This is a genomic window from Shewanella sp. Isolate8, from assembly GCF_022398495.1.
Taxonomy (GTDB): Bacteria; Pseudomonadota; Gammaproteobacteria; order Enterobacterales; family Shewanellaceae; genus Shewanella; species Shewanella aquimarina.
Genome location: NZ_JAKEVI010000003.1, coordinates 145,076 through 169,076 on the forward strand (window position 1 = coordinate 145,076; position 24,001 = coordinate 169,076).

General features: G+C 52.8%; 20 protein-coding genes and 1 other RNA gene. 10 read left to right on the forward strand and 11 right to left on the reverse strand.

The genetic code is table 11. The annotated features are described in order from the left end of the window. Nucleotides 1–92: 92 nt before the first annotated feature. The 6 genes from gcvP to L1D43_RS13135 form a co-directional block, all read right to left on the reverse strand. Complete coding sequence (gene gcvP, locus L1D43_RS13110; protein WP_239852206.1) at nucleotides 93–2,981, reverse strand: aminomethyl-transferring glycine dehydrogenase; 2,889 nt, start codon at nucleotides 2,979–2,981, stop codon at nucleotides 93–95. Between the two features lie 171 nt (nucleotides 2,982–3,152). Further along, the gene (gcvH, locus tag L1D43_RS13115) at nucleotides 3,153–3,542 is read right to left on the reverse strand and encodes a glycine cleavage system protein GcvH (RefSeq protein ID WP_041508592.1); all 390 of its coding nucleotides are present in this window, start codon (nucleotides 3,540–3,542) and stop codon (nucleotides 3,153–3,155) included. Between the two features lie 202 nt (nucleotides 3,543–3,744). Further along, nucleotides 3,745–4,839, reverse strand: a complete 1,095-nt coding sequence (gcvT, locus tag L1D43_RS13120; RefSeq protein ID WP_239852207.1) for a glycine cleavage system aminomethyltransferase GcvT — start codon at nucleotides 4,837–4,839, stop codon at nucleotides 3,745–3,747. A 476-nt stretch (nucleotides 4,840–5,315) separates the two neighbouring features. Continuing rightward, nucleotides 5,316–6,524, reverse strand: a complete 1,209-nt coding sequence (locus L1D43_RS13125) for an FAD-dependent monooxygenase (RefSeq protein WP_239852209.1) — start codon at nucleotides 6,522–6,524, stop codon at nucleotides 5,316–5,318. An 11-nt stretch (nucleotides 6,525–6,535) separates the two neighbouring features. Further along, nucleotides 6,536–7,777 carry a 2-octaprenyl-6-methoxyphenyl hydroxylase gene (gene ubiH, locus L1D43_RS13130; protein ID WP_239852211.1) on the reverse strand — a complete coding sequence of 414 codons (1,242 nt, stop codon included), beginning with the start codon at nucleotides 7,775–7,777 and terminating at the stop codon, nucleotides 6,536–6,538. A gap of 61 nt (nucleotides 7,778–7,838) precedes the next feature. After that, entirely contained in the window at nucleotides 7,839–8,411 is a 573-nt protein-coding gene (locus L1D43_RS13135; RefSeq protein WP_041508588.1) for a UPF0149 family protein, read from the reverse strand. A gap of 283 nt (nucleotides 8,412–8,694) precedes the next feature. Here L1D43_RS13135 and zapA point away from each other — a divergent pair, with 283 nt between their 5' ends. From zapA to L1D43_RS13155, 4 genes are all read left to right on the forward strand, one after another. Then, entirely contained in the window at nucleotides 8,695–9,003 is a 309-nt protein-coding gene (zapA, locus tag L1D43_RS13140) for a cell division protein ZapA (protein WP_239852213.1), read from the forward strand. Between the two features lie 77 nt (nucleotides 9,004–9,080). Further along, nucleotides 9,081–9,261, forward strand: a non-coding RNA gene (gene ssrS, locus L1D43_RS13145) — 6S RNA. 757 nt (nucleotides 9,262–10,018) lie between these two features. Further along, a complete protein-coding gene (locus L1D43_RS19895; RefSeq protein WP_275659149.1) occupies nucleotides 10,019–10,723 on the forward strand; it encodes a CatB-related O-acetyltransferase in 705 nt (234 codons plus the stop codon). 179 nt (nucleotides 10,724–10,902) lie between these two features. Continuing rightward, entirely contained in the window at nucleotides 10,903–11,514 is a 612-nt protein-coding gene (locus L1D43_RS13155) for a 5-formyltetrahydrofolate cyclo-ligase (protein ID WP_239852215.1), read from the forward strand. A 19-nt stretch (nucleotides 11,515–11,533) separates the two neighbouring features. Here L1D43_RS13155 and L1D43_RS13160 read toward each other — a convergent pair whose 3' ends face one another. Next, entirely contained in the window at nucleotides 11,534–12,451 is a 918-nt protein-coding gene (locus L1D43_RS13160; RefSeq protein WP_345773708.1) for a transporter substrate-binding domain-containing protein, read from the reverse strand. Between the two features lie 223 nt (nucleotides 12,452–12,674). On the opposite strand from L1D43_RS13160, the gene L1D43_RS13165 reads away from it, so the two are divergent. Next, on the forward strand, nucleotides 12,675–13,154 hold the full coding sequence (locus L1D43_RS13165; protein ID WP_239852227.1) for a copper resistance protein NlpE: 480 nt from the start codon (nucleotides 12,675–12,677) through the stop codon (nucleotides 13,152–13,154). Between the two features lie 15 nt (nucleotides 13,155–13,169). Here L1D43_RS13165 and L1D43_RS13170 read toward each other — a convergent pair whose 3' ends face one another. Both L1D43_RS13170 and ung read right to left on the reverse strand, forming a co-directional pair. Further along, nucleotides 13,170–13,763 carry a hypothetical protein gene (locus L1D43_RS13170; RefSeq protein ID WP_152619074.1) on the reverse strand — a complete coding sequence of 198 codons (594 nt, stop codon included), beginning with the start codon at nucleotides 13,761–13,763 and terminating at the stop codon, nucleotides 13,170–13,172. Nucleotides 13,764–13,946: 183 nt separating this feature from the next. Further along, the gene (ung, locus tag L1D43_RS13175) at nucleotides 13,947–14,615 is read right to left on the reverse strand and encodes a uracil-DNA glycosylase (RefSeq protein WP_239852229.1); all 669 of its coding nucleotides are present in this window, start codon (nucleotides 14,613–14,615) and stop codon (nucleotides 13,947–13,949) included. A 150-nt stretch (nucleotides 14,616–14,765) separates the two neighbouring features. Between ung and L1D43_RS13180 the strand changes: the two genes are divergently transcribed. Beyond that, entirely contained in the window at nucleotides 14,766–15,302 is a 537-nt protein-coding gene (locus L1D43_RS13180; RefSeq protein ID WP_239852234.1) for a prepilin-type N-terminal cleavage/methylation domain-containing protein, read from the forward strand. A 118-nt stretch (nucleotides 15,303–15,420) separates the two neighbouring features. Continuing rightward, nucleotides 15,421–15,738 carry a DUF3144 domain-containing protein gene (locus tag L1D43_RS13185; RefSeq protein ID WP_239852235.1) on the forward strand — a complete coding sequence of 106 codons (318 nt, stop codon included), beginning with the start codon at nucleotides 15,421–15,423 and terminating at the stop codon, nucleotides 15,736–15,738. A 127-nt stretch (nucleotides 15,739–15,865) separates the two neighbouring features. Here the strand turns inward: L1D43_RS13185 and L1D43_RS13190 are convergent, their stop codons facing one another. Beyond that, nucleotides 15,866–16,480 (reverse strand): LysE family translocator, encoded by a 615-nt coding sequence (locus L1D43_RS13190; protein ID WP_041508575.1) that lies wholly within the window; start codon nucleotides 16,478–16,480, stop codon nucleotides 15,866–15,868. Between the two features lie 448 nt (nucleotides 16,481–16,928). On the opposite strand from L1D43_RS13190, the gene L1D43_RS13195 reads away from it, so the two are divergent. Further along, nucleotides 16,929–17,381: a thioredoxin family protein gene (locus tag L1D43_RS13195; protein WP_239852244.1), complete on the forward strand. Its 453-nt coding sequence runs from the start codon at nucleotides 16,929–16,931 to the stop codon at nucleotides 17,379–17,381. Nucleotides 17,382–17,605: 224 nt separating this feature from the next. On the opposite strand, the gene L1D43_RS13200 is transcribed toward L1D43_RS13195, so the two are convergent. Next, on the reverse strand, nucleotides 17,606–20,182 hold the full coding sequence (locus L1D43_RS13200) for a TonB-dependent receptor (protein WP_239852246.1): 2,577 nt from the start codon (nucleotides 20,180–20,182) through the stop codon (nucleotides 17,606–17,608). A gap of 530 nt (nucleotides 20,183–20,712) precedes the next feature. Here L1D43_RS13200 and L1D43_RS13205 point away from each other — a divergent pair. Both L1D43_RS13205 and ccoG read left to right on the forward strand, forming a co-directional pair. Then, complete coding sequence (locus L1D43_RS13205) at nucleotides 20,713–22,161, forward strand: sigma 54-interacting transcriptional regulator (RefSeq protein ID WP_239852248.1); 1,449 nt, start codon at nucleotides 20,713–20,715, stop codon at nucleotides 22,159–22,161. 180 nt (nucleotides 22,162–22,341) lie between these two features. Then, nucleotides 22,342–23,784, forward strand: a complete 1,443-nt coding sequence (gene ccoG / locus L1D43_RS13210; protein ID WP_239852250.1) for a cytochrome c oxidase accessory protein CcoG — start codon at nucleotides 22,342–22,344, stop codon at nucleotides 23,782–23,784. The last annotated feature ends 217 nt before the right edge of the window (nucleotides 23,785–24,001 follow it).

The following is a 24,001-nucleotide window of genomic DNA, read 5'->3' on the forward strand; positions in this document are numbered from 1 at the left end:
GCGGCAAATCGAAGGCTTTCGCGCGGAGTTGACTTGTGTCAATGAGCACGAAAGCTGAGATTCAACGCCGCAGTAGCGAGTCCAAGCAGCAATTATTTGTAATCGTCAATCGGTGCACACGAACACATCAAATTACGGTCACCGTACACATCATCGATACGATTAACCGTTGGCCAGAACTTGTTAGCCTTCACCGCAGCCGTTGGGAACACCGCAGTTTCACGGCTGTATGGACGTGAGTCGAACTCGCTGTCCATGATGTCAGCCATGGTGTGCGGTGCGTTGTGCAGCGGGTTGTTATCCGCTGGCCACTCACCGGCTTCAACCTTGGCGATCTCGCCGCGAATCGCAACCATGGCTTCGATGAAGCGATCCAGCTCAGCCTTAGACTCAGACTCTGTCGGCTCGATCATCAAGGTGCCGGCAACCGGGAAGCTCATGGTCGGCGCGTGGAAGCCGTAGTCGTTCAGACGCTTAGCAATATCCATCTCGGTGACGCCAGAGGCTTCTTTAAGCGGACGCAGGTCGATAATGCACTCGTGCGCTACACGGTCATTACGGCCTGTGTATAGCACAGGGTAATGAGCAGACAGCTTCTTCATCATGTAGTTGGCGTTAAGCAGTGCCATCTGAGTCGATTGTCTCAGGCCCTGGTAGCCAAGCAGCTTGATGTACATCCAGGTGATAGGCAGAATGCTGGCGCTGCCGTATGGCGCAGCCGATACCGCACCGTTGTTGTCTGACTCACGACCATGTTTAACCACGGCGTGACCGGCAACGAATGGCGCAAGGTGTGCTTTAACGCCGATTGGGCCCATACCTGGTCCGCCGCCGCCGTGTGGAATGGCGAAGGTCTTGTGCAGGTTAAGGTGCGACACGTCGGCGCCGATTGAACCAGGTGAAGTCAGACCTACCTGAGCGTTCATGTTGGCACCGTCCAGGTAAACCTGACCGCCGTGCTGATGGATCACCTCACAGATTTCGCTGATGGTCTCTTCGTACACACCGTGAGTCGATGGGTAGGTGACCATGATGCAAGAGAGGTTTTCGGCCACTTCGGCAGCCTTGGCCTTAAGATCTTCCATATCCACGTTACCCTGCTTGTCACAGGCGGTAACCACAATCTTCATGCCAGCAAGCTGGGCTGAAGCCGGGTTAGTACCGTGGGCAGACTGAGGGATAAGACAGACGTTTCTGTGGCCTTCGCCGCGAGACTCGTGGTACTTCTTGATAGCCAGCAGGCCGGCGTATTCGCCCGATGCACCCGAGTTAGGCTGCATGCACATGGCGTCATAGCCAGTGATGTCGACCAACCAGTTTGACAGCTCTTCGATAAGCTCAGCATAACCCTGTGCCTGATCTTGCGGGCAGAAAGGATGCATGTTGCCAAATTCTGGCCAGCTTACCGGCATCATCTCGGTCGCCGCGTTCAGCTTCATGGTGCAAGAACCTAGCGAAATCATCGAGTGGTTTAGCGCTAAATCTTTGTTTTCCAGACGCTTGATGTAACGCATCATCTCAGTTTCGCTGTGGTAGCGATTGAAGGTTGGATGCTCAAGGATGGCGTCTTGACGAACCAGCTCGGCTGGAATTGAGTTGCTGCCATTAGCGATGATGTCGGCATCGATTGCTGCCACATCCAAGCCATGGCCTTCGCCCAGCACGATATCGAACAGCTGCGCCACATCTTCACGAGTTGTAGTTTCAGCCATGGCAACACCTAGGATGCCGTCACTATCGATACGCAGGTTCACTTCGCCGGCGATGGCGCGTGCCTGTACGGCGGCGCTGTCGGCAACCTTGAATGAAACGGTATCGAACCAGGTATCGTTTACCAGCTCAATGCCCTTGGCCTTAAGACCGGCGGCGAAGATGTCGGCCAGACGATGGATACGGTCAGCGATTATCTTCAGGCCTTGTGGACCGTGGAATACGGCGTAGAAAGAGGCCATGTTAGCCAGCAGCACCTGTGCAGTACAGATGTTTGAGTTCGCCTTTTCGCGGCGGATATGCTGCTCACGGGTCTGCATCGCCATACGCAGGGCGCGGTTGCCACGAGTGTCTTGTGACACACCGATAATACGGCCAGGCAGCGAGCGCTTGTGCTGATCGCGGGTCACGAAGAAGGCGGCGTGTGGACCACCAAAGCCCATTGGCACGCCGAAACGCTGAGCGCTACCGAAGACCACATCGGCGCCCATAGAGCCAGGCGACTTAAGTGACACCAGCGACATGATGTCGGCGGCCACAGTCACGATAGCCTTCTTCTCTTGCAGGGCAGCAAACAGCTCGGTGAAGTCGGTGATTTGACCATAGTGGTTGGTGTATTGGAACAGGGCACCAAACAGCTCGTAGTTAACCGCTTCGCTGGCTGGGCCAACGACGATTTCGAAACCGAAACACTCGGCGCGGGTCTTTACCACGTCGATAGTCTGTGGGAACACATCGTCGGCGATGAAGAAGATGTTGGCTTTCTTCGCCTTAGAGACACGCTTGGCCAGCGCCATGGCTTCGGCTGCGGCGGTGGCTTCGTCCAGCAGGGAGGCTGAGGCCAGGTCAAGACCGGTAAGGTCCATCGACACCTGTTGGAAGTTCAGGATGGCTTCTAGACGGCCCTGGGCGATCTCAGGCTGGTATGGGGTGTACGCCGTGTACCAACCTGGATTTTCGAATACGTTACGCTGAATCACGCTTGGCACGATAGTGCCGTAGTAACCCATGCCGATGTAGCTCTTGAACACCTTGTTCTTATCGGCGTACTTGCGAATCGCAGCAAGGCCTTCGGCTTCGCCACAGGCGCTGCCAACGGCAAGATCGCGTCCAAGACGAATCGACTCAGGGACTATCTGCTGCGTTAAATCTTCTAAAGATTCTGCACCAACGAAGTTCAGCATCTCTTGCTGATCTGCGCTGTCCGGGCCGATATGACGACGGATGAATAGTTCGTGCTGCTCTAACTGAGTGAGGGTTTCAGTGGTCATGATTAACCTAGTTCCATATTTGCCAGTATCCTAGCTGTAGGGGGCTGGTGTTACCGGTCTCGTTGTTTGATGTGGTTCTACTTCTCGTTATATGGCAATGGCTTATTGCATGGCCTTATAACGAACGAAGCCCCATCTCTATGCGATATGGGGCTTCGTCGTCATCGACTATTACTCTTCGTCGATAACCGCTTGATAGCCTTCGGCATCAAGCAGATTGTCTAGTTCGCTCAGGTCGCTTGGCATGATGCGGAAGAACCAGCCATCGCCGTAAGCGTCGCTGTTAACCAGCTCAGGAGAATCTTCCAGGGCTTCGTTAACCGCTACCACTTCACCTGAAATGGGTGCGTAGATGTCTGAAGCGGCTTTTACCGACTCGGCTACCGCGCAGTCATCACCGGCGCTAACGCTGTCGCCAACTTCTGGCAGCTCAACGAAAACCATGTCGCCTAGTAGCTCTTGGGCGTGCTCACTGATACCAACAGTGTATGAACCGTCATCTTCTTTGCGGATCCATTCGTGTGAAGAAGCGTATTTCAATTCAGTCGGAATATTGCTCATTATTTTTGTTCCTTGTTCCGTAGTGCTAAATTTTAAAAACTAAGCCTGCTTAACCACTCAAGCGCCTGTCGTTGGACTGGGTCAGCCGATATTTTAGCAGCTTTGCCCCGAGTTGCTTAGCCTGTATCAGACTAACAACCCAGACTCACCAACGCCCTTTTGGCTACCTGACGGTCAAACAGGGATAACCCTTATCAAACAGTTAGAAGGCCTGCTTACCGTTACGCACGAAGCTAGGTGCGATCACTTTAACAGGGACGCGCTTCTTACGCATCTCGACTTCTGCGACATCGCCAACAGAATTAGGTACGCGCGCCATGGCGATTGAGTAACCTAAGGTTGGTGAGAAGGTGCCGCTGGTGATAGCGCCTTGCTGCTCGACGCCGTCTGCGTCGGTGAAGAAGACTGGCATGCCGGTGCGCAGTACGCCCTTGGCTTCCATCACCAAGCCAACGAGCTTGTCAGCGCCGGCGGCTTTGATAGCGGCTAGTGCTTCACGGCCGATGAAGTCACGATCTTCGGGTTCCCAGGCGATGGTCCAGCCCATGTTGGCCGCCAGCGGGTTAACGCTCTCGTCCATATCCTGGCCGTATAGGTTCATGCCTGCTTCTAATCGTAGGGTGTCGCGGGCGCCCAGACCACATGGCTTAACGCCAGCGTCTAGCAGCGCTTGCCACAGGGCTTCGGCTTCGGCTTCGGGTACAATGATCTCGTAACCGGCTTCGCCTGTGTAACCTGTGGTTGCGATGAAGAGAGAGCCAGACTGCACACCGAAGAAAGGCTTCATGCCTTCGACTGCTGCGTTTTGCTCATCGGTAAATACTGCCGCCGCCTTCGCCTTAGCGTTAGGGCCTTGAACGGCGATCATCGCCAGCTCAGGACGCTCGGTGACGGTCACGTCATAGCCTTTAACTTGCTCGGTGATCCAGGCGAGGTCTTTCTCGCGAGTGGCCGAGTTCACTACGATACGGTAATGGGTGTCGCTGAGATAATAGGTGATCAGGTCGTCGATAACGCCTGCATTGTGGTCTAACATGCCACCGTAAAGCGCCTTACCCGGCACCTTGAGTTTGGCGACGTCGTTGGCCAGTAGCTTACGAAGAAAATCACAGGCCTGAGCACCGGTAACATCTACTACTGTCATGTGAGACACGTCAAACATCCCTGCGTCTTGACGCACAACATGGTGTTCTTCAATTTGAGAGCCGTAGTTTAGCGGCATGTCCCAACCGTGAAAGTCGACCATTTTGGCGTTAGATTCTAGGTGCTTGTTAAAGAGTACAGTTTTATTAGCCATTATTATCTCTTCTTTTTTGCCCTTTTCGGGTCTTACCTGGCGGTGCCTCAGCGCTAGGGCATGATTGATGAAATGGGGCAAAGGCCGAAAGGGTCGGTCAAGCACTCTCTTGTCATCAATAGGCGGTAGCGAAGCAGACGATTATAGTCAACCGTGCTGAACTGACACACCTGAACCTAGGGTACTTTAGGGCCAGGATGTGATTGCAAAGATGAGTTTTTGCATCAATTGCGTCGAATAAGATGCATCAACAAATTCTGTTTTAAGATACGCGCTTGGTATCAAAATGCGGCGAAATTATACCTTGCGTCACAGTTTTGTATACAAGAGAATTTTCTAATCCGAACCATTTTTCCATTACTTTTTCTCATGTTTAAAATGTAGTTTTTTTACATGAGAATCCGCATATCAAATCAAATGATGTCAACCACTTGTATTTAAAAACAAAATGATATTCCGCCGCATTTTCTCAAGCCTTATTTACACAACTCAGGCAAGCGGGTTTTGTTACCCATAGCCTGTTGCATAAACAGTGTTTTCACAGGAGAAAGGTTATCCACCAGGTTGAGGCCCAGATCCCTGAAGGCTTTTTTCACCGGATTGCTACCTTCGAACAGCCGCTTGAAGCCCTCCATCACCGCGATCATCTCCAGCGCGTCCGCCTTACGCCAACGCTCTAGCGGACGTAGATTGGCATAATCGCCGATATCCTTGCCCTTGGCCTTGAGTTCGCTCAGGGTCTCAATAATGGCGGCGGCGTCTAAGAAGCCCAGGTTGACTCCCTGCCCCGCCAGCGGATGAATGGTGTGGGCCGCATCTCCGGCAAGTACCAAGCGGTGACGGGCGAAGTGACGGGCATAACGCATCCGCAGCGGGAAGGCCTGTGGCTCGCTTTCCAGCGTGCACATGCCCAGCTTACCGTCGAAGGCGGCGGTAAGGCTGCGCTCGAACTGTATCTTGTCTCCCTCAAGCAGTGCTTGCGCCTTGGCCGGTGGTACCGACCAGACGATGGAACAGAGATCTTTTTCAAACAGCGGCAGAAACGCCAGTGGGCCGTCGCTTAAGAACACCTGTCTGGCGGTAGCATTATGGGGCAGCTCAGTGCGAATAGAGGCGACGATGGCATGATGGCCATAATCCCAGAAGGTCATGGGGATCTTGCACTGCTCACGCACCCAGGAGTTAGCACCATCGGCGCCTATTACCAGCGCCGCAGACAGATTGTCGCCATTATCCAGAGTCAGCCAGGCTTCACGCTCACCGAAGGCGATTTTTTCCAGACGGTGATTTTCAAGGTGGGTTACCTCACCAAGCTCGCTCGCTCGGGTCGCCAACGCATGGCTGATGTTGTCATTTTCTATGATGCTGCCCAGGGTCTGCTCGCTGATAGAATGGGCATCGAAACCTATCTTGCCCAAGCTATCCTTATCCCACACCGCCATCTTCTGATAGGGGCCGACGCGAGACTCATCGATATAGGCCCAGGCTCCCAGATGGGTAAGTAATCGCTGACTGGCCTTGTTGATGGCACTGACTCTTAACCTGGCCTCGCCAGATACTGCCTGGGTTTCCCCGGCGTCGATCACCACGACCCTAAGCCCCTCCTGACCCAGGCCAATAGCGGTTGCCAGTCCTACCATGCCTCCGCCGATAATGGCAACGTCATAGGTTTGTGTACTGAACATAGAGAGATCCTTTATCGAAACTGACTGGCAGATTGAGGCGATTTCCACCCCATGGCTTTACGGGCAATAGGGGTCTTGAGCGGCGGACACCAGGAGAGCAGTCTAAGCCCCAAGTTGCGACCGGCCACCAAGGGCCAGTGCTGATTGGAGAAGCCGCGCACAAGAAATTCCACATTGGTGATTGTCGTGTCGCGATCTTGCTGACGACGACTCAGGTATTCGTGGGTCAGCTTGGCGCCGCCGATATCCTCGCCCCGCTCGAGCGCCTCATCGACCACCTCGAGCAGACAGACGAGATCCCTCAGCCCCAGGTTAAAGCCCTGACCGGCGATTGGATGCAGCGTCTGCGCCGCGTTACCGATAAACACGGTGCGCTGATAGATGGGGCGCGCCATGTAGGAAAGCTTAAGCGGGTAGGCATGACGCTCACCCACATCGATAAAACGCCCGGCGCGGTGGCCGAAGGCGTCCTGCAGTGCATCTAAGAAGGCGGACTTATCTGCCCCCAGCATCAGCTGGGCATGTTCAGGCGCCAGGGCCCACACCAGGGAGACGCGGGGTTGCCCGTCCACGTTGGCCATAGGCAGAATGGCCAGCGGGCCGCTGTCGGTGAAACGCTCATACGCCCACTCGCTATGCGGCGTGTCGGTAAGCACGTTGGCCACCAGCGCCACCTGCTCGAAATCCACCTGCTCAAGCGGCAGCTTAAAATCTTGTCTGACCTTAGAATGTAACCCATCTGCTGCTACCACCAGCTTGGCGCTGATGGCAGTGCCATCGTCTAGCATCAGCAGCTGCTCATCGACCCCGGCGGCTATGCTGGCCACCTTGGCGGGACAAAACAGGCTGACATCCTGGTGCTCAAGCAGGTTAAACAGCTTGGCACCGACACGCTCGAGCTCCACCACCTGCCCAAGATAAGGCAGATGAAAATCCTTGGCATTAAGTGTGGTCATGCCGAAATGGCCTCGATCCGAGACATGAATATTCTCGATGGCCGTGCCCAGGTGGGCTAGCTTAGGCCAGATGCCGAGACGGGTCAGCTCGAAAATAGAGCCCTGGGCGATGGCGATGGAGCGGGCATCGAACCCCGGATGGCCGTCGCCGGGACGGTTGGCTTCGATAAGGGCGATACGCAGCGATTGCTGCCGGGTGTGCGCTAAATTAGCCAGGCCAAGGGCCAGGGTGGCACCGGCCATGGCGCCGCCAACGATGGCGATATCAAACGGCTTAGGGTAAGACGAAGTGGTCATTCACTTTCTCTATTGTTGGCAAGCGCTTAACTAGCGCCTGCCGCTTCAAATGCAGACAATATTAATGAATCATGGGGTCTTGATCTTTGATCTCACTCGGCTCGGGGCCGAATTCGGCATAACAGAGTAGCGCCGCCATACGGGCAAACTCCATTAGCTCGATATAAGCTGCCTCGGACTCTTCATCTTCGGCCACATCGAACTCCACCTGAGCGATCTCGGCGAGATCTTGAATCACCTCTTTGACATCACTCGAGGCGCGGTTGAGCTTAGGCTGCGCCATGGCAATCCCCGTCAGGAAGCTCTGCACCCAGAGCGACAGGGCCTCGACGCGCTTGCTCAGGGTCTCCTCCTCTTCCGGCGCCATAGGCGTGAAACCGAAATCGGCGTCAGTGATGCGCGCCAGGGTATCTTGATAGAGTTCTTCCAGCAGCTGCACCAGTGAGGGGGGCGGCAACTGACCATCGTTGATCAATTCGAGCAGGGGCTTGATCCACTCGCTCTTGGCTTGACCAACGCCACCGCAGATCAGTCCCACCAGGGAGCCATGGACTTCAACGGGATGTTGGGCGATATCGGCGGCATTGAGCTCGGCGAACAGAATTTCGATGCGTAAAGAGGGAGGGGTTGCCATAAGGTGTTCCAGTCATTATTTCACTTCTGACATGCTAGCAGATCTGGCCTGCTCGACCAAGCCAAAAGCATAGGCCGGCAACCGGCTTAACCCATGGGCAGCGCTACACCATAGCGTTAGCTGTGCACAATTCACGCAGCCACTGGCCACCAATGCTAAGCTATTGGTTATCTAAACAACATTTAATCTAACAAAGTGTTATTAAGGCCCCAGTGTTATTGCACTTTCCAGGGCAGCCCGATATAGTCCGCTCAACGACAGGATAAAAGGATCTACATCGCAAATGAGTAGCCATGCTATCGAAATTAGCTTATTGGGCCGCACCTACTCCATCGCTTGTCCGATAGGACAGGAAGATGCCTTGCGCCATGTGGCCGACAAGCTGGAAAAGCAGCTGAGTTCCCTGCGTGCTCGAACCAACAATCTTAGCCGCGAAGAGATTGCCATCATGGCCGCCCTGAATATTGGCTATGAATTGTTGGAAGAACAGAAGAAGAATCAAGATTATATTAAGCAGATGGATGAAAAGATCGGTCTGCTACAGTCGACCTTAGAGAATGCGCTGGTTGAGCGCGCAACAAAAGGCGATTAAACTGTAATTACGCGTGAGGCGAAGCGATTTATAACGAATATCGCCGCCCGATCTAAGAGGTCGATACGCAACAATTTTGCTCCCTGTGGTGTGCGTGAGTCGGTTATGTCCCTGTGCCGATATTTACAAACTCAGGGTGAATGTTTTGATGACATTGCGCAAGCTCGGCGCGAACCGAGAAGCCTTAGGATTTAATCATTTACCCGCCTTGAACCTACGGTTCAAGGGCTACACCGGTAACGGCATCTTGGGGAGCAATTCAAATTCAAGCTTTAAGACCATTAAAGCTAATAAATAGCAAAGCCAGAAGGTTCACCATCTTCTGGCTTTTTTATATCCCAAGCAATCTACCCGCCTCGAAGCCATTATGGGTTCAAGGGCTACACAGATAACGGCATCTTGGGGAGCAATTCAAATTGGAGAGGCTGGAAGGCATTGATCAGAAAAGGTCACCTTCTGGCCTTTTTTATACCCCACGCAAACTGCCTGCCTCGCAGCCTATGTGGGTTCAAGAGCTACACAGATAACGACACTTGGGGAGCAATTCAAATTCAAGCTTTAAGACCATTAAAGCTAATAAATAGCAAAGCCAGAAGAAGGTTGACCATCTTCTGGCTTTTTTATATCCCACGCAAAATGCCCGCCTCGAAGCCATTATGGGTTCAAGAGCTACACAGATAACGGCATCTTGGGGAGCAATTCAAATTAGAGAGGCTGGAAGGCATTGATCAGAAAAGGTCACCTTCTAGCCTTTTTTATACCCCACGCAAACTGCCTGCCTCGCAGCCTATGTGGGTTCAAAAAACTTACACCCCCCTCACCTTCAACACCAAAATCCAAACAATCAACAACAGTTACAACAAAACCAATCAAAGCCACACAGAAGAATTACAAAGGTAAGGCACAATTCATGGAAAAGTGCGAAAAAGCTACTGACAGCCTTATGGAGATCCCATATAGATTAACCAACTAGCTATTGGAAACCATCCATTTACACATGTACCAAAAAGTATCTATGGGATTTCGTGTCCGCAAACAGTTTGCCAAACTAAATATCAGGATACCTAAGGCCGTTTTTTATTGGAAAACCCTTAAACTGGATCCAGCTATTAAGATTGAGCAAAATACGGCCTTCATCAAAGGCAAAATTTTGCATTCAATGGGCGCATATTCATATACACGCAGCAGCCTTCCCAGAAATACCATTGTTGGACGTTATTGCTCAATTGCTCGAAATGTCACAAGTCTAGGCGTCCAACATCCTTTGAAACGCTTCACCACTAGCGCAGTGACCTATTCAAACGATGAAATCAAATTAGACACTCTTCCAGAAGGACTCCTAAAACCTTTTGATGGAGCCAAATGTCCAGCAATCATTATCAAAAATGATGTCTGGATTGGCAACAACGTGGTGTTGAAGCCTGGTATTACTGTCGGTAATGGTGCGGTTATCGCTGCCAATGCCGTAGTCACTCGTGATGTTCCCGACTATGCGATTGTCGGTGGCATTCCAGCAAGAGTGATCCGCTATCGATTCTCACCAAACACGATAAACGCCTTATTAGAGCTTAGGTGGTGGGACTACAACTTCTTAAACTTTAAAGATATTCCTCTTGATACAGACATAGAAAACTTCATCAATGCACTCACACAAAAAATTAACGCCAACAAGATAGATAAGTTTTCTCCACGCTACTTTAGCCTCTCACCACAGCAGTAGTCCCGATCTCATCAAATTAATTTCCATGTAATAAGCGATAAGAGACGGCTGTAATTTGCTATTCCAACAGACCATGAGTAACGGGTATCCCTATCATGAGTTGAAAAGCTCCACTCAGCAGAGATAGACTGCCCACATAACATCGAACTCGATGACAGCCTCGAATGGAGTTAAGGATATTGAAACCCGCCTTCGCGCCGAGCACCGCCAACCAAGAAAATCGTCAGGCGATTAGAAATCAGATCCGCATCGCAAGGCGAGCGATTCCTGCCGACACCCAGAAACAATTTGCCCATGAGGCAGCCACAAGGCTGATGGCGGTGATTGGTCAGCGTCAGGCGAAACACGTCGCCCTCTATCTGACCAGCGATGGCGAGCTGGATACCCAGCCGCTGATTGAGACCCTGTGGCAGGCTGGCGTGAATGTCTATTTGCCGCGTCTACACCCCTTTTCACGGGGCAACCTGCTATTTTTTAAATACCATCCCACCAGCCACCTGATCCAGAATCGCCTCAAGATCTGGGAGCCTAAACTCAACATCACTGAGATGATCTTGCCTCAGCACCTGGATGTGATCATCACGCCTTTGGTGGCCTTCGATAAGCAGGGGAATCGTATGGGAATGGGCGGCGGCTATTATGATCGCTGTCTGAGTGACTGGCAGTTGAGAGGCAAACCCTACCCCATAGGCTATGCTCACGATTGCCAGCAGGTAGCAGCGCTACCCACAGAGCACTGGGATGTGCCCCTGCCCATGATAGTGACGCCATCTGTCATCCATACCGGCTAGGCCAGTTGCGGGGGCTCTATTATCGACGGGCCTGTTTCTGCTGCCAATAGCCATTGGTTCCAAAACCATGTTCGCTGAGTATGCGATTCACCTCGCCACTTTGCGCCATCTCGGTCAGACTTCGATTAAAGTCGTCGAGAACCTCTTGATAATGAGGCAGGCTTCTCGAGAGACCAAGGTGAAAAAGCTCCACACTCAGGGGCTCGCCTACTACCTCAAACTTGTCTTTAAATTGATCGCCAGATTGGGCGATCAGATACTGCGCAACATCTTCGCCAATCAGCACTAAATCGATTCGTCCGGCGAGTAACTTCTTTAGGTTGACCTTATCTGAACTGGCGGCTTCGGTTTTCAGCGCGGCGTTTTGAAATGCCTCAGGATTAGCATAGCCCCGGCCAATGCCGATACGATACTGACGAAGATCGGCCATAGTATTAAAGGCTATCTGCGAATCCACCCGTTTATAGAGCACGACATTGACCGAGAGTAGCGGCGCAGAAAAGGCGATCCACTCCTCCCTCGAAGGACGATACCAGACACCCAAAATCACATCGGCGCCCCCCTTTTTCATTATGGCCTTGGCACGGGCAAAAGGATAATAACGGTGAGCCATGGGATACCCCGCGTGTTGAAACACCGCCTGAGCCAGATGAAAGATAACCCCCTGCGATGGCAGATTCGCCGAATAAAAAGGGGGATAATCGTTAGACACGCTTACAAGAGAAAGTTTATCGATTGGCTTCTTTATCGGTGCAACTGCCACTTTGCCAGATATTGCGCCGCCATTATCGGCTGAGCAGCAGACAGAAAAAACCGTCGCCAACACTAGCGCAAATGCGAAGATCAAACGACGAGCCACACCCAAGCCGGTACTGGGCATTATTAGGCACGAGTAGCCAGAGTGGCTCGTATCACAGAGAGTAAAGGTACTGGGCATAGTTTAGGTTTCATAAGGATTAACAGAAGGATAGTTCACATTTTAGTCTAATTTCCCGACCTTAGGGTTGGGAGGTTAGGGTTAGCAAGAGAGCAAAGAGCGATTGAATGAAATCCGCTTTGAAAGCATGGAGAAGACAGACTAAAGTGTGCAGAGACTTATAACGCAGGCTGGCCATTGGTTTTCAACGCTCCCCTGCTCGCCACCCGTTAAGGAAGAGATAATGAAGATAAGCGCGCGATTCCTCCCAGTTGTCCTGCTCGCCCTCGGCGCCTGCGCTCAACAAACGCCAGCCCCGAAAGCCCCTGAACCTCAGCCAGAAGCCGCGATATCACAGCCAGCAGCTTCTGTGTCAGCCATGCCGCTCGGCGACACCAGCCGCAATGCACTGGATTGGCCGGGTCTCTACATAGGCACTCTGCCCTGCGCCGACTGCCAGGGAATCGCCATGAGCCTGCAACTCAATGGCGACAACAGCTACCGACTCATCCAAGAATACCTTGGCAAGCCGAGCCAGGCCGCCAAGGTGACCCTTAACGGGCAATTTAACTGGAATGAGATGGGCAGCAAGATCACTCTTGATAACAAGGCCAGAAGCATGAAGCTTCAGGTGGGAGAAAATATACTCTTCATGTTGGACGACAAGGGTGAGCGAATTAAAGGGGCGCTGGCCCAGCAATACCAATTGGTGAAAACCAATTGATACGCTGATTCAGACTTAATTTGATTTACACCAGAGATTTACACAGGGCGTGTCACCCACGTTAACCTCAAATCCTGGGCAGTGGTTGGCAAAGTATTTGGCCTCCTGACAAGAGGTCATCTGCAGGCATTGCTGCCGGGCATCGCAGCTAAAGACCACATCTTGTAGCTCCTGCTTACCCACGTAATACTCAGAGCCTGGCGGAAACAGCCCCTCCGGCGGTTTGATGTCTACATTGGCTGAGTAGTCATAGTTGACCATAAACAGATAGAGCAGATGACCAAAGGCGATCGCCAGCGCCACCAGACCGACCTTTACCCGCCAGCTGACGGCCTCGTGGTTATCGAACTTATCAAGCGACTCGAAGGGCGAGGTCAAGGTGATGGGGTTGCCCAAGTCTATCTCTCCCTTGGTAACCTTAGTGCCGCGCAGCGAATCTTTCCATTGGCGATACACCACGGATTCACCCTCTTTGGGCATGTGTTCATAGGGGAGTAAATTGATGCCAAAAATTCTGAGTTCGTCCGATCCGTCGTCCGGGGCGATAAAGCCTACCCTCTGTTCCTGATTCCAACGAACAAGCGTTCCTCGCTTAGCTCTAATATCCATATTCCTGTCCGCCTTGAAAGCCTAGCCTGGTAGGCGGCCACCTACCCAAGCCGCTGTAACCTGTTGCAGTCTCTATGGGTTATCCCACCCAAAACCGTTAACAGTTATGTTACACTCCTCTATCAATATAATTAGCTTTTCAGGGGACGGCAAGTATGATTTTGTAGCAGCTCGGCCTGAATTTTACACCTGCCAGTCGATAGGTGTCTCGCCGGAAGCCTTTAACAACTCGTTGATTTTTGAGAAGTGTTTACAACCAAAGAATCCGCGATAGGCCGAAAGCGGCGAAGGGTGTGGCCCGGTGACCAGATGGTGACGGTCTGACTCGATAAGCTTGCTCTTCTTCATGGCATGGCCCCCCCACAGCACGAAGATAATCGGACGTGCTTGCCCATTGAGCAGCCTCAGGGCGTTGTCGGTGAAGGTCTCCCATCCGGCCTTAGCGTGGGAATGTGCCTTACCCTGCTCTACCGTGAGCACAGTATTGAGCATCAAGACCCCCTGCTCGGCCCACTTAGCAAGGTGGCCATGTGCAGGGATCTCAAATCCCTGGATATCGCTGGCAAGCTCCTTATACATATTCACCAGCGAGGGAGGAACCTTAACCCCAGGCTGCACCGAGAAACAGAGGCCATGCGCCTGACCCTCACCGTGATAGGGATCCTGACCGATTAATACCACCCTGACCTTATCCAGCGGCGTCAGATCGAACGCGCTAAACACCTGCTCCTTCGCCGGATAAATTGCCTTACCTGCATCGCGCTCTCCCTGCACGAAAGACTGCAACTGGCCGAAGTAATCTTGCTGTGCCTCTTGATCGATAAAATCTTGCCAGCAGCTGATCTCTGTCATAGCTATCTCTTTATATCTTTTCAAAAAAAACTTAGAATCGAGTGGTACTTTTGGCGTTGTCCGACTCGCACAGATACATACGCCACATCTAAGACTGACCTAGCCTAAGACTTACCTAGCTTAGTCTCTACAATCCCAAGAGGTTTTACGATGTCCTTGGCACATAAACGCGGCTTTACCCTTATCGAACTCGTGGTCGTCATCATAGTGCTAGGGATCCTGGCGGTCACCGCCCTGCCAAAATTTATCAACCTCTCCCAGGACGCTCAAGTGGCCAGCGTCAAGGCCACCGGCGGCGCCTTCAAGTCCGGCATCGACATGGCCCGCGCCGTATGGGCCGTTCGCGTAGGCTCGGGGCCGGCGGAAAACCTCAAGACCTTCGGCGACAGCGAGGCGGGCGAGATGGATTTTAACGCCAATGGCTGGCCGGCGCAGCATTACTTTACCGATAACGAGGCCTCGCCGCAGCTGGACAACGTAGAAGATTGTATCTCGGTATGGGAAACCGTCTTTCAGGGCGACGAGCCCAGCGTTTCCCGCAGCGATGCTCAGACCAGCACAGATTATAAGGCAAACTACATCAGTGTGAATCAATGTCGCTATCACCTGAGCGACAATCAGAACCTCAGCATCTACTATGATTCACGCGATGGCCGCGTACTAGTCGACAGCGATCCCGCCAGTTAATCTCGCGAGCCTATAGGGATTGGCGATATAGATCCCATTACCTCTAAATCTATGCTTCATTAACGGCTAATTTACGTTACTATGCCAGCATACTATTGACCTACCTGTGAGCATGCGCATGTCAGAACAGCAAAAAGAAACCACTATTTTTCAGTTAGCCGACAAGTTTATCGCCTTAGCCAACGAGCTCAGCGCCGAGGAGCAGGATATTGCCAAAGTAGGCACAGCCCTGCGCTTTGCCGCCGCCCGCTTTAACGCCTTCGAGGCCGCACTGAAATCTGCCGATCTTAAGGCCGAGAAAACCAACGCGCTGGAGTGGTTTACCAAAGAATACAAGGATATGTTGAACGATAACTTAGACGATCATATCGACAATCCACCTTCGGCTCAGCAAGAGCCCGCCAAAGATGATGCCGTACAGGTCTTCAACGGCTAGTCTGCCGATAGGCATAAATAGATAAAACAATGTGGCTAAGGGAGATCCCTTAGCCGCATTTGTATTACTCAGCTACTCACCTAAAAAGCGCGACGCCATAAAGGCTACCAAGCGTTACGCCATAGGGCTAGAGGGTCACCAGCACCCGCACCGCCAGCAGAATCAGCACCACACCCGAGAGCTTATCGATCAGCGCCGCCTTCTCTCTGAGCTTAGGCAACACAGACTTGTGCGACAGCAGGAAGGCGATAAGCGTGTACCAGAGACCATCGACTACCAGTGGCGTCAGCACGATAAGCGACTTACCCCACAGCTCATCGGCTACCATCACAAACTGACTGAAGAGCGCCAGAAAGAACAGCATGATCTTTGGGTTAAACAGCGAGATGGCGATGCCATCGCGTGCGGCAGTGATAAGATCCGTCGACTTGCCCGCCGCCAACTTGTCCGACATACCGCCCTTAGAGCGCAGCGCCTGAACGCCGATATAGGCAAGATAGAGGGCGCCGAGGATCGCGATACCGTTAAACACCAGCGGCGCCTGCTTAAGCAGCACGGCCAAGCCCAGCAAGGTCACCAGCGCATAGACACCTATGCCGATGGAATGTGCCCAGGCGCAGACGATGCCGTTGGCTCGACCACCACCTAGGGTGTGACGCACCACCATGGCCAAGCTAGGCCCGGGCGACATGGCCCCCAAACAACAGATAGCTAGCAGACCAAGCCAGGCACTAAAACTCATACGGTATCCTCTATCATTCACAATTACGAAATAGGCGCTACGAAATAGGCATTACATCGCCCCAACCTGATGGCGACTGGCGAATCCAGCGCAGGCCAATATACCTCAATCCCCTGATGCTTTTAATACTCCCGACGAAACTAAACCAATGCGCGTGGCGCAGGCACCGACCTAAGTCAGGCCATTAACTTATTGATCTGTTTAATCTGTTGGGGAAGAGAGTCCCTCGCAAGGGCTCCACGCCATGAATTCATCCGCGCCTTGTTCTATTGTCCCCGCGTAAGCAGCAGACATGTTAGGCTAAGGCCCAATACTCAGACAGATTGATGAACCCCAGGATATGAGCTCTAACCTACTCCTCCTAAGCACCGCGACCCTAGGATCGATATTTGGCCTGCTTGTCTGGCTTGTGTACAAGCGATGCCAGGGAAAGAATATCCCGATTGGCATGCTAGGCGTCCTAAGCTGTCTATTGCTACTCAATGCCGCCGTCACTTACTTTGTCTTCCCCAAGGAAGATAGCCAAGCTTATAAACAACTGACCTGGCAGCAACTGCAGCCAGAGCAGATCCCCGCCTGGGTTGCTAAGGGCAAAACGGTATTTGTGGATGTCAGCGCCGACTGGTGCAACATATGTAAGGCCAACAAAGACAGGGTACTGCATCAGGCGGTGGTGGTTGAGCGGCTAAAGGATAAAGATATGCTATTGATGCGCGGCGATCTTACTCAAAGCGACGCCAGGATAGAGGCTTACCTGGCCAGATACCAGGCCTATGGCGTTCCCTTTAACATCGTCTACAGTCAGGCGCATCCCAATGGCCTGGTACTGCCTAGGGTGCTATCTATCGACGATCTGCTAACCTCTCTCCCACCTCGAAGTTATACCAATCGTAATAAATAATTAATCATTCTAGCTTGTTAAAACACTCGACAACTGTATTAGCATTTTTAATTGTAGAATAACTACTTATCTAAAAATCCTTCTTTGTTCTCAGGCGTTTTTCCTACGCTATTTCTGATCACATATTTACTGTGATTGGTATTAGTTTTATAAAGAAGAAGGCTGCATAGCAGCCTTCTTCTTATCTCAATCGCTGACGTCTAAGCCGATTGAAGCACCGAGGATTAGAAGCGGTAGTTCACGCGACTATAGTAGTAGCCACCGTTGTAATCGAACGGGCCACTCTCATAGTACACGGCGCCTAGCACGCCACGGGTACCGTCTTTCAGCTTCTGCGCCTCCTGATCGAACAGGTTGTTGGCACCGATAGATACCGTCAAGCTGTCGAGGAACTGATAACTTAACTCGAGATCCAGAGTCACCGCCGAATCGGCCATCTCAGAACCCCAATCCGAGGTATCGTCGGCGTGGGTCGCATAGTACTCGCCGAAGTAGTTACCACGCAGCGACATGATGAGTCTGTCCCAAGACTGTGCCCAGGTCAGCGTCGCACGATGAGCCGGAATACCATCTTCTAAGCGACGCACCTTACCCGCATCTGTGGTGTTCGGGTTGTACTTATCGACACTGGTATCTGTCCAGCCATAGGCCAGGCTAAACTTGGTATCGCCAGACAACAGCTGAGTGTCGTAAGAGGCTACAAGATCGATACCCTGAGTCGTGGTATCGAAGTCGTTGGTGTAGTAAGTCACCGCAGAGATCAACTCTGGGAACTCGACACCGGCTGCGCGCAGCGCATCATAGTCATCAGCCTCAACCGCGATCTGGCTCGACTGAGCGATACGTCCCGTCACCTCGATGTTGTAGTAATCTACTGTCACGAAAAGGTTTTCATGTTCAAACACGGCACCCAGAGCGTAACTGACAGACTCTTCAGGCTTGAGCACCTTACCACCATAGAAGGCCGATAGCGGATCCGTTGGCGGCGCGATAAAGGTCTGGATCAGATCGCCATCGACGATAGAGGTCTGAGTGTTTACCACGTTCTCCTGGCCCACGGTAGGCGCACGGAAACCAGTGCTGTGTGAGGCGCGGAAAGAGAGATCGTCTGTGGCCGTGAACTGCGCGGTCAGTTTGTAGTTAAGAGTATCGCCGAAGGTCGAGAAATCCTCATAGCGCAATGCAGCACCAAGCAACCAACGCTCGCCCAGATAGGCTTCCATGTCGGCATAGACACCTATATTGTTACGGGAGTTCTTGCCTGCGGCCTCTGGACCGAATCCCTTGAAGCCGTGAGAGCCTATGTTAAAGCCCTGGTCGGCGTAAGGACCGGCCACCCAAGAGGCTTCTTCGCCCTGAGTGATCTCGAACGACTCTTCACGCCACTCAAAACCTGTCGCGAAGCTGATATCTTCGACGCTGCCTAGGGTCAACATGCGAGAGAAATCCAAGTTAACGGTAGTCTCTGCCTGCTCATAGGCACCAGTTTCAAAGTCGGTCGGTGTGTCTAAGCCCAGTGACGGGTTGAGCGAGTTCTTCAGGCTGAAGGTCGACTTGTTGTTACCCATACCCGCGCTGAAATCATAGTTCCACTCTCCCAGCTCGCCCTTCACCCCGGCGAAGAAAGAGCTGTCTTCTACCGTACCGGCAAACTGCGGCGTATAACCGCCCGGACGCAGTTGGTTCATGGCGAAACAGTTAGGATCGGCCAGCATCGCCTGGTAGGCATCGGTTTCCAGTACGTTGCCGTCGCTACCATCGGCATTCTTAGGAATAGGCACCACGGCGCAGGTAGAAGGATCGCCATTGATCGCGCCTACCAACAGGGTCTCACCGTCATCCAGTGAGTAGACGTTGCCACGATTGTGTGGGTTACGATAGTAGAAGCCACCGACCACGTCGCGCGAAGAGAGGTTACCGAAGGCATATAGACGCGCATTATCATTGATGTCATAGCCGGAGTTTAGGAAGAAACTATAGTCATCCTTGATCTCTGGGTTCCCCCACACCTGAGCGGGGTCTTCGACGAAGGTATTGCCCTGCTCTATCAGGTTGGCTGCATCGGGACGCTGTATGCTGCGGCTGGTAGCATCGGCATTCTTGTATTGTAGGCTGAGGTTCACAAAACCAGCATCGGACAGTGGCAGTCCCACGTTGGCATCTATGGTGGTGGTGGCACCGTCGCCCTCATAATATTCACCCTGACCGACTGTGATAGAGCCACCCTCGGCGTCATCCTTAAGCACAAAGTTCATCACACCGGCGATGGCATCTGAGCCGTATTGCGCCGCTGCACCATCGCGTAATACTTCTACTTGTTTCAGTGCCGCACTCGGGATCACCGAGATATCCGGGCCTTGGGCACCGTCGTTGATACCGCCGCCTTGGAAGGCGATCACCGAGGCGCGGTGACGGCGCTTACCGTTTACAAGCACCAGGGTGCTATCGGAAGGCAGACCACGCAGGTTGACCGGACGGATCAGGGTTGCCGCATCACTGATAGGCTGAGCACGGGAGTTAAAAGAAGGTACAGAGGTGACCAACATATCGATCATGTCGGTCGAACCATTCTTCTTAAGATCATCGCTGCTGATGATATCGATAGGCACTGGCGAATCGCCGATAGAGCGCGGCGCAGAGCGTGTCCCCACCACAGCAATCTTTTCAATATTATCAGACGCTTGAGCCTGTTGTTCATCGGCCAACGCCTGTGTACTCGCTAACGACCCTGTCAATGCCAAAGAGATGGCAAAACTCAGCGCACTCACGCCGAAACCTTTATTTTTATGTGTTGTCATCATATTTCCCGCATAGTTTTTTTTATATTTCGCCATCATTCGCGCCTTTTTAACGCGAATCACCACAGGCATTCCCCAGAGCGAAATGAATACATTTCATTTACACTTCTATAACAAATAAAAAATAATTGCTAATACTAATTAATCTAAATTAGACGATAGTCGGTTAGTGATACAGGCCAAAAACTGAACATTCATGCGGTTTTGGCAGCAAAAAACCAAATAGATTAGTCAGTAAAGCTTAAACAATTCCGGTTAGAGTAATTGTTCAGAAATACTCAAAAAATCAATTATTGGCTAACATCTACCTCTAATGAGATAGTTAAAATAGTCGGCTAGGCATAGCGAAAAACAAACATACTCGTTGGCCCAAAAATGAATAACGATATATCGCGACATTGATTGATGACGCCAACCAGAAAAACCGGTTAAGATAGACGCAAACTCACCCCTGGGATGTCGAGCTATATTCCGAGGCGAACATTTGAAGATTGCGCTCCCAAGAGGCGCATTGCCAGCAAGGAGCGGCGAGCATGGCTTGTAAACACCCAAGGGTCGATGATGCCCATGTGGACTTTCTACCCGAGAACAAACTCCTGCTCAACGCGGTCGGAGAAGGGATATACGGCTTCGACCTCGAAGGCAACGCCGTGTTTATCAATCCCGCGGCCGAGAGAATGACGGGCTGGAAGGCCGAGGAGCTGCTGGGCAAGAATATCCACGACTGTCACCACCACAGCCATGCCGATGGCAGACCCTATCCTCAGGAAGAGTGCCCCATCTATAACACGCTCCACGACGGTATCGCGAGGGAGATCAGCCACGACCTCTTCTGGCGCAAGGACGGCAGCAGTTTTCCGGTGCACTACACCTCGACCCCTGTCTACAAGCAAGACCGTCTCATCGGCGTTGTCGCGATATTTCGTGACATTAGCATTCAGAAGCAGACCGAGGCCTCGCTCAGGGAGGCGCTTAAGCAGGTGCAGGCCCTGTCGGAGAAGTTGGCCAACGAAAATGATTACCTGCTGACCGAGCTGGCCAGCCACCGCCAGGAGGTGAATATCTCGGGCGAGAGCGAGGCGATACAGTCGCTGATCCAGCAGATAAAACTGGTGGCCAATACCAGCAGTACCGTGCTGATCAACGGTGAAAACGGTACCGGCAAGGAGTTGGTGGCCCGCAACATCCACGCCCTGAGCGATCGCAGCGATCAGCCCCTGGTGAGCGTCAACTGCGCCGCCTTCTCACCCACCCTGTTAGAGAGCGAGCTCTTCGGCCATGAAAAGGGCGCCTTCACCGGCGCCACCAGCCGCCGCAAGGGACGGTTCGAGCTGGCCCACCAGGGCACACTGTTTCTCGATGAGGTAGCCGAACTCTCCCTCGAGGCCCAGTCTAAGCTGCTCAGGGTGATCCAAGAGCAGGAGTTCGAGCGTGTGGGCAGTAGTACTCCCATCAAGGTGGACATACGCCTGGTCACCGCCACCCATCACGATCTGCTTAAGCGGGTAGAACAGGGACTGTTCCGCATGGATCTCTACTATCGCCTCAATGTCTTCCCCCTGCATGTGCCGCCCCTGAGGGAGAGGCTGGAAGATATTCCACTATTGGTCAGCGATATCCTGCTCAACCTCAACCATAAGCTGGGTAAGAAGATCAAAGGGGTCAGCAAGCAAGGCATGCAGCACCTGATGGCCTATCACTGGCCCGGCAACGTCCGTGAGCTGCAGAACGTTATCGAGCGTCAGACCATACTCTGTCACGGTCAGATTCTGCAGATCCCGGCGCTACAGGCCGAGCCGCTACCTCAGGACAAGGGGGAGTTTCAGACCCTGCAACAGGTGGAGGCCGCCCATATCCGCCGCACCCTGAAGCGGCTCAACTGGCGTATCTCAGGCCCCAACGGCGCCGCCAATGTGCTGGGACTCCCCGCCAGCACCCTGAGATCCCGCATGCTCAAGCTGGGGATCAAGCGTCCGGCCTAAAACGTTCACGACAATCTCATACAAATTAGCGATATATCGCCAAAGCACGATATATCGCCAATGGAATTGAATTCAATCTGATTCAATTATATTTATTTCAATAACTTACAACACTCCTAAACTTGGATCTCAACTTGCATTGGCTGTCGGCAATTCCCCTAGCAAGAGTTTGGAAAGCCAATGAGTCAAGATCTCAGCAGTAAAGAGAACCCAATCGCCACCAAGGCCGCCCTGGGCCAGGCCATCCCCGTGACCAATCTGCCGGTGCAGCGCGGTAAGATACACATAAAAGAACAGAAGGGGCGCTTTCAGCGTCTGCGCACCGGCCTCAATAGCCTGCTTATCCTCTTCTTCTTCCTGTTGCCCTTCATCCCCTATCAGGGACGCCAGGCGATCCTCTTGGATGTGGAGCGCCAGGAGTTTCACTTCTTCAACCTGACCCTGTGGCCGCAAGATTTCACCCTGCTGGCGTGGCTGTTTATCATCGCCGCCTTCGCCCTCTTCTTCGTCACCGTCTTCTGGGGCCGTGTCTGGTGTGGCTACCTCTGCCCTCAGACCAGCTGGAGCTTCGCCTTCGTCTGGATAGAGCGGCAGATTGAGGGCAACAGCAACAAGCGTCACGCCCTGGATAAGGCCCCCTGGAGTCTTGAGAAGGTGCTTAAACGCGGCGCCAAACATCTGGCCTGGGCACTGGCGGGGCTGATCACCGGCTGTGGTTTCATCGCTTACTTCATCCCGGCCAGCGAGCTCTATCCACAGATCTTTACACTAAGCGCCAGCTTCTGGGTCACCGCCTGGGTCTGGTTCTTCGCCCTGTGTACCTACCTCAACGCAGGCTGGATGCGCGAACAGATGTGCCTGCACTGCTGCCCCTACGCCCGCTTCCAGTCGGCCATGTTCGACGCCAATACCCTGACCGTCTCCTATGACGCCGCCCGCGGCGAGTCTCGCGGGCCGCGAAAACGCAAACAGGCCACCGATCTTGGCGACTGCGTCGACTGCAACCTGTGTGTCGATGTCTGCCCCACGGGGATAGATATTCGTAACGGCCTGCAATATGAGTGCATCAACTGCGGTGCCTGTGTCGATGCCTGCGACCAGATCATGGATAAGTTCGGCTATGACAAGGGCTTGATCCGCTACGCCAGCGAGAACGAGCTGCAGAAGAAGGAAGTGAAACGCTTTACCTCCTTCAAATTTGTCGGCTATGGCATCGCGGTGATCATCATGCTCAGCGTTTTCGCCCTGGATCTCTATCGCCACCAGAGCATAGATCTCAACGTTATCCGCGACCGCCAGAGCCTCTACCGCGAGGTGGGTGACGGTCGCATAGAGAACAGCTATACCCTGAAGATCCGCAACAAGACCCAAGAAGATCACCAGTACCTTATCAGCCTCAATGACACAGGCAACCACGGCTTCGCCAAGGAGACCTCACAGCAGGTGCTAATCAAGGCCGGCGAACAGCTGAGCTATCCGGTGACTGTTTTCGAGCAGAAGCAGGCGGACTTTGTCGGCGCCAAGCTGCAGAAACAGACCATCGCCTTCACTGTCACCAACCTGAATAACCCCAAGGAGAAGGTCTCCCAGGCCAGCCCCTTCTTCAGCCTGAGCGCCTTTTAAGCCCTTCGGTTAAGACAACCAACCCCGGCGGCGCAACATAACGCCGGGGCAAACGCCCGCTACAAGGTGGGCGATTCTCACCCCTTGCTCTTCCGATTCAAGGCTCAGGCCTAAGTCATCAGGCCCTAGGTCATCAGGTCTAAATCATCAAGCCTAAGTCATCAGGCTTAAAGGCCCTAGGTTTCCAGGCGATAAGCCTCTTCCCGCTTACCGCCTG

Excerpts from the sequence above, each read along its gene's own strand:
- gcvT (WP_239852207.1), bottom strand. The coding sequence starts at position 4,839 with ATGGCTAATAAAACTGTACTCTTTAACAAGCACCTAGAATCTAACGCC.
- ccoG (WP_239852250.1), top strand. The coding sequence starts at position 22,342 with ATGAGTCAAGATCTCAGCAGTAAAGAGAACCCAATCGCCACCAAGGCC.
- L1D43_RS13200 (WP_239852246.1), bottom strand. The coding sequence starts at position 20,182 with ATGATGACAACACATAAAAATAAAGGTTTCGGCGTGAGTGCGCTGAGT.
- L1D43_RS13160 (WP_345773708.1), bottom strand. The coding sequence starts at position 12,451 with ATGCCCAGTACCTTTACTCTCTGTGATACGAGCCACTCTGGCTACTCG.
- ung (WP_239852229.1), bottom strand. The coding sequence starts at position 14,615 with ATGACAGAGATCAGCTGCTGGCAAGATTTTATCGATCAAGAGGCACAG.
- L1D43_RS13165 (WP_239852227.1), top strand. The coding sequence starts at position 12,675 with ATGAAGATAAGCGCGCGATTCCTCCCAGTTGTCCTGCTCGCCCTCGGC.
- L1D43_RS13185 (WP_239852235.1), top strand. The coding sequence starts at position 15,421 with ATGTCAGAACAGCAAAAAGAAACCACTATTTTTCAGTTAGCCGACAAG.
- gcvP (WP_239852206.1), bottom strand. The coding sequence starts at position 2,981 with ATGACCACTGAAACCCTCACTCAGTTAGAGCAGCACGAACTATTCATC.
- zapA (WP_239852213.1), top strand. The coding sequence starts at position 8,695 with ATGAGTAGCCATGCTATCGAAATTAGCTTATTGGGCCGCACCTACTCC.
- L1D43_RS13205 (WP_239852248.1), top strand. The coding sequence starts at position 20,713 with ATGGCTTGTAAACACCCAAGGGTCGATGATGCCCATGTGGACTTTCTA.
- L1D43_RS19895 (WP_275659149.1), top strand. The coding sequence starts at position 10,019 with ATGGGATTTCGTGTCCGCAAACAGTTTGCCAAACTAAATATCAGGATA.
- gcvH (WP_041508592.1), bottom strand. The coding sequence starts at position 3,542 with ATGAGCAATATTCCGACTGAATTGAAATACGCTTCTTCACACGAATGG.
- L1D43_RS13135 (WP_041508588.1), bottom strand. The coding sequence starts at position 8,411 with ATGGCAACCCCTCCCTCTTTACGCATCGAAATTCTGTTCGCCGAGCTC.
- L1D43_RS13180 (WP_239852234.1), top strand. The coding sequence starts at position 14,766 with ATGTCCTTGGCACATAAACGCGGCTTTACCCTTATCGAACTCGTGGTC.
- L1D43_RS13190 (WP_041508575.1), bottom strand. The coding sequence starts at position 16,480 with ATGAGTTTTAGTGCCTGGCTTGGTCTGCTAGCTATCTGTTGTTTGGGG.
- L1D43_RS13125 (WP_239852209.1), bottom strand. The coding sequence starts at position 6,524 with ATGTTCAGTACACAAACCTATGACGTTGCCATTATCGGCGGAGGCATG.
- ubiH (WP_239852211.1), bottom strand. The coding sequence starts at position 7,777 with ATGACCACTTCGTCTTACCCTAAGCCGTTTGATATCGCCATCGTTGGC.
- L1D43_RS13170 (WP_152619074.1), bottom strand. The coding sequence starts at position 13,763 with ATGGATATTAGAGCTAAGCGAGGAACGCTTGTTCGTTGGAATCAGGAA.
- L1D43_RS13195 (WP_239852244.1), top strand. The coding sequence starts at position 16,929 with ATGCTAGGCGTCCTAAGCTGTCTATTGCTACTCAATGCCGCCGTCACT.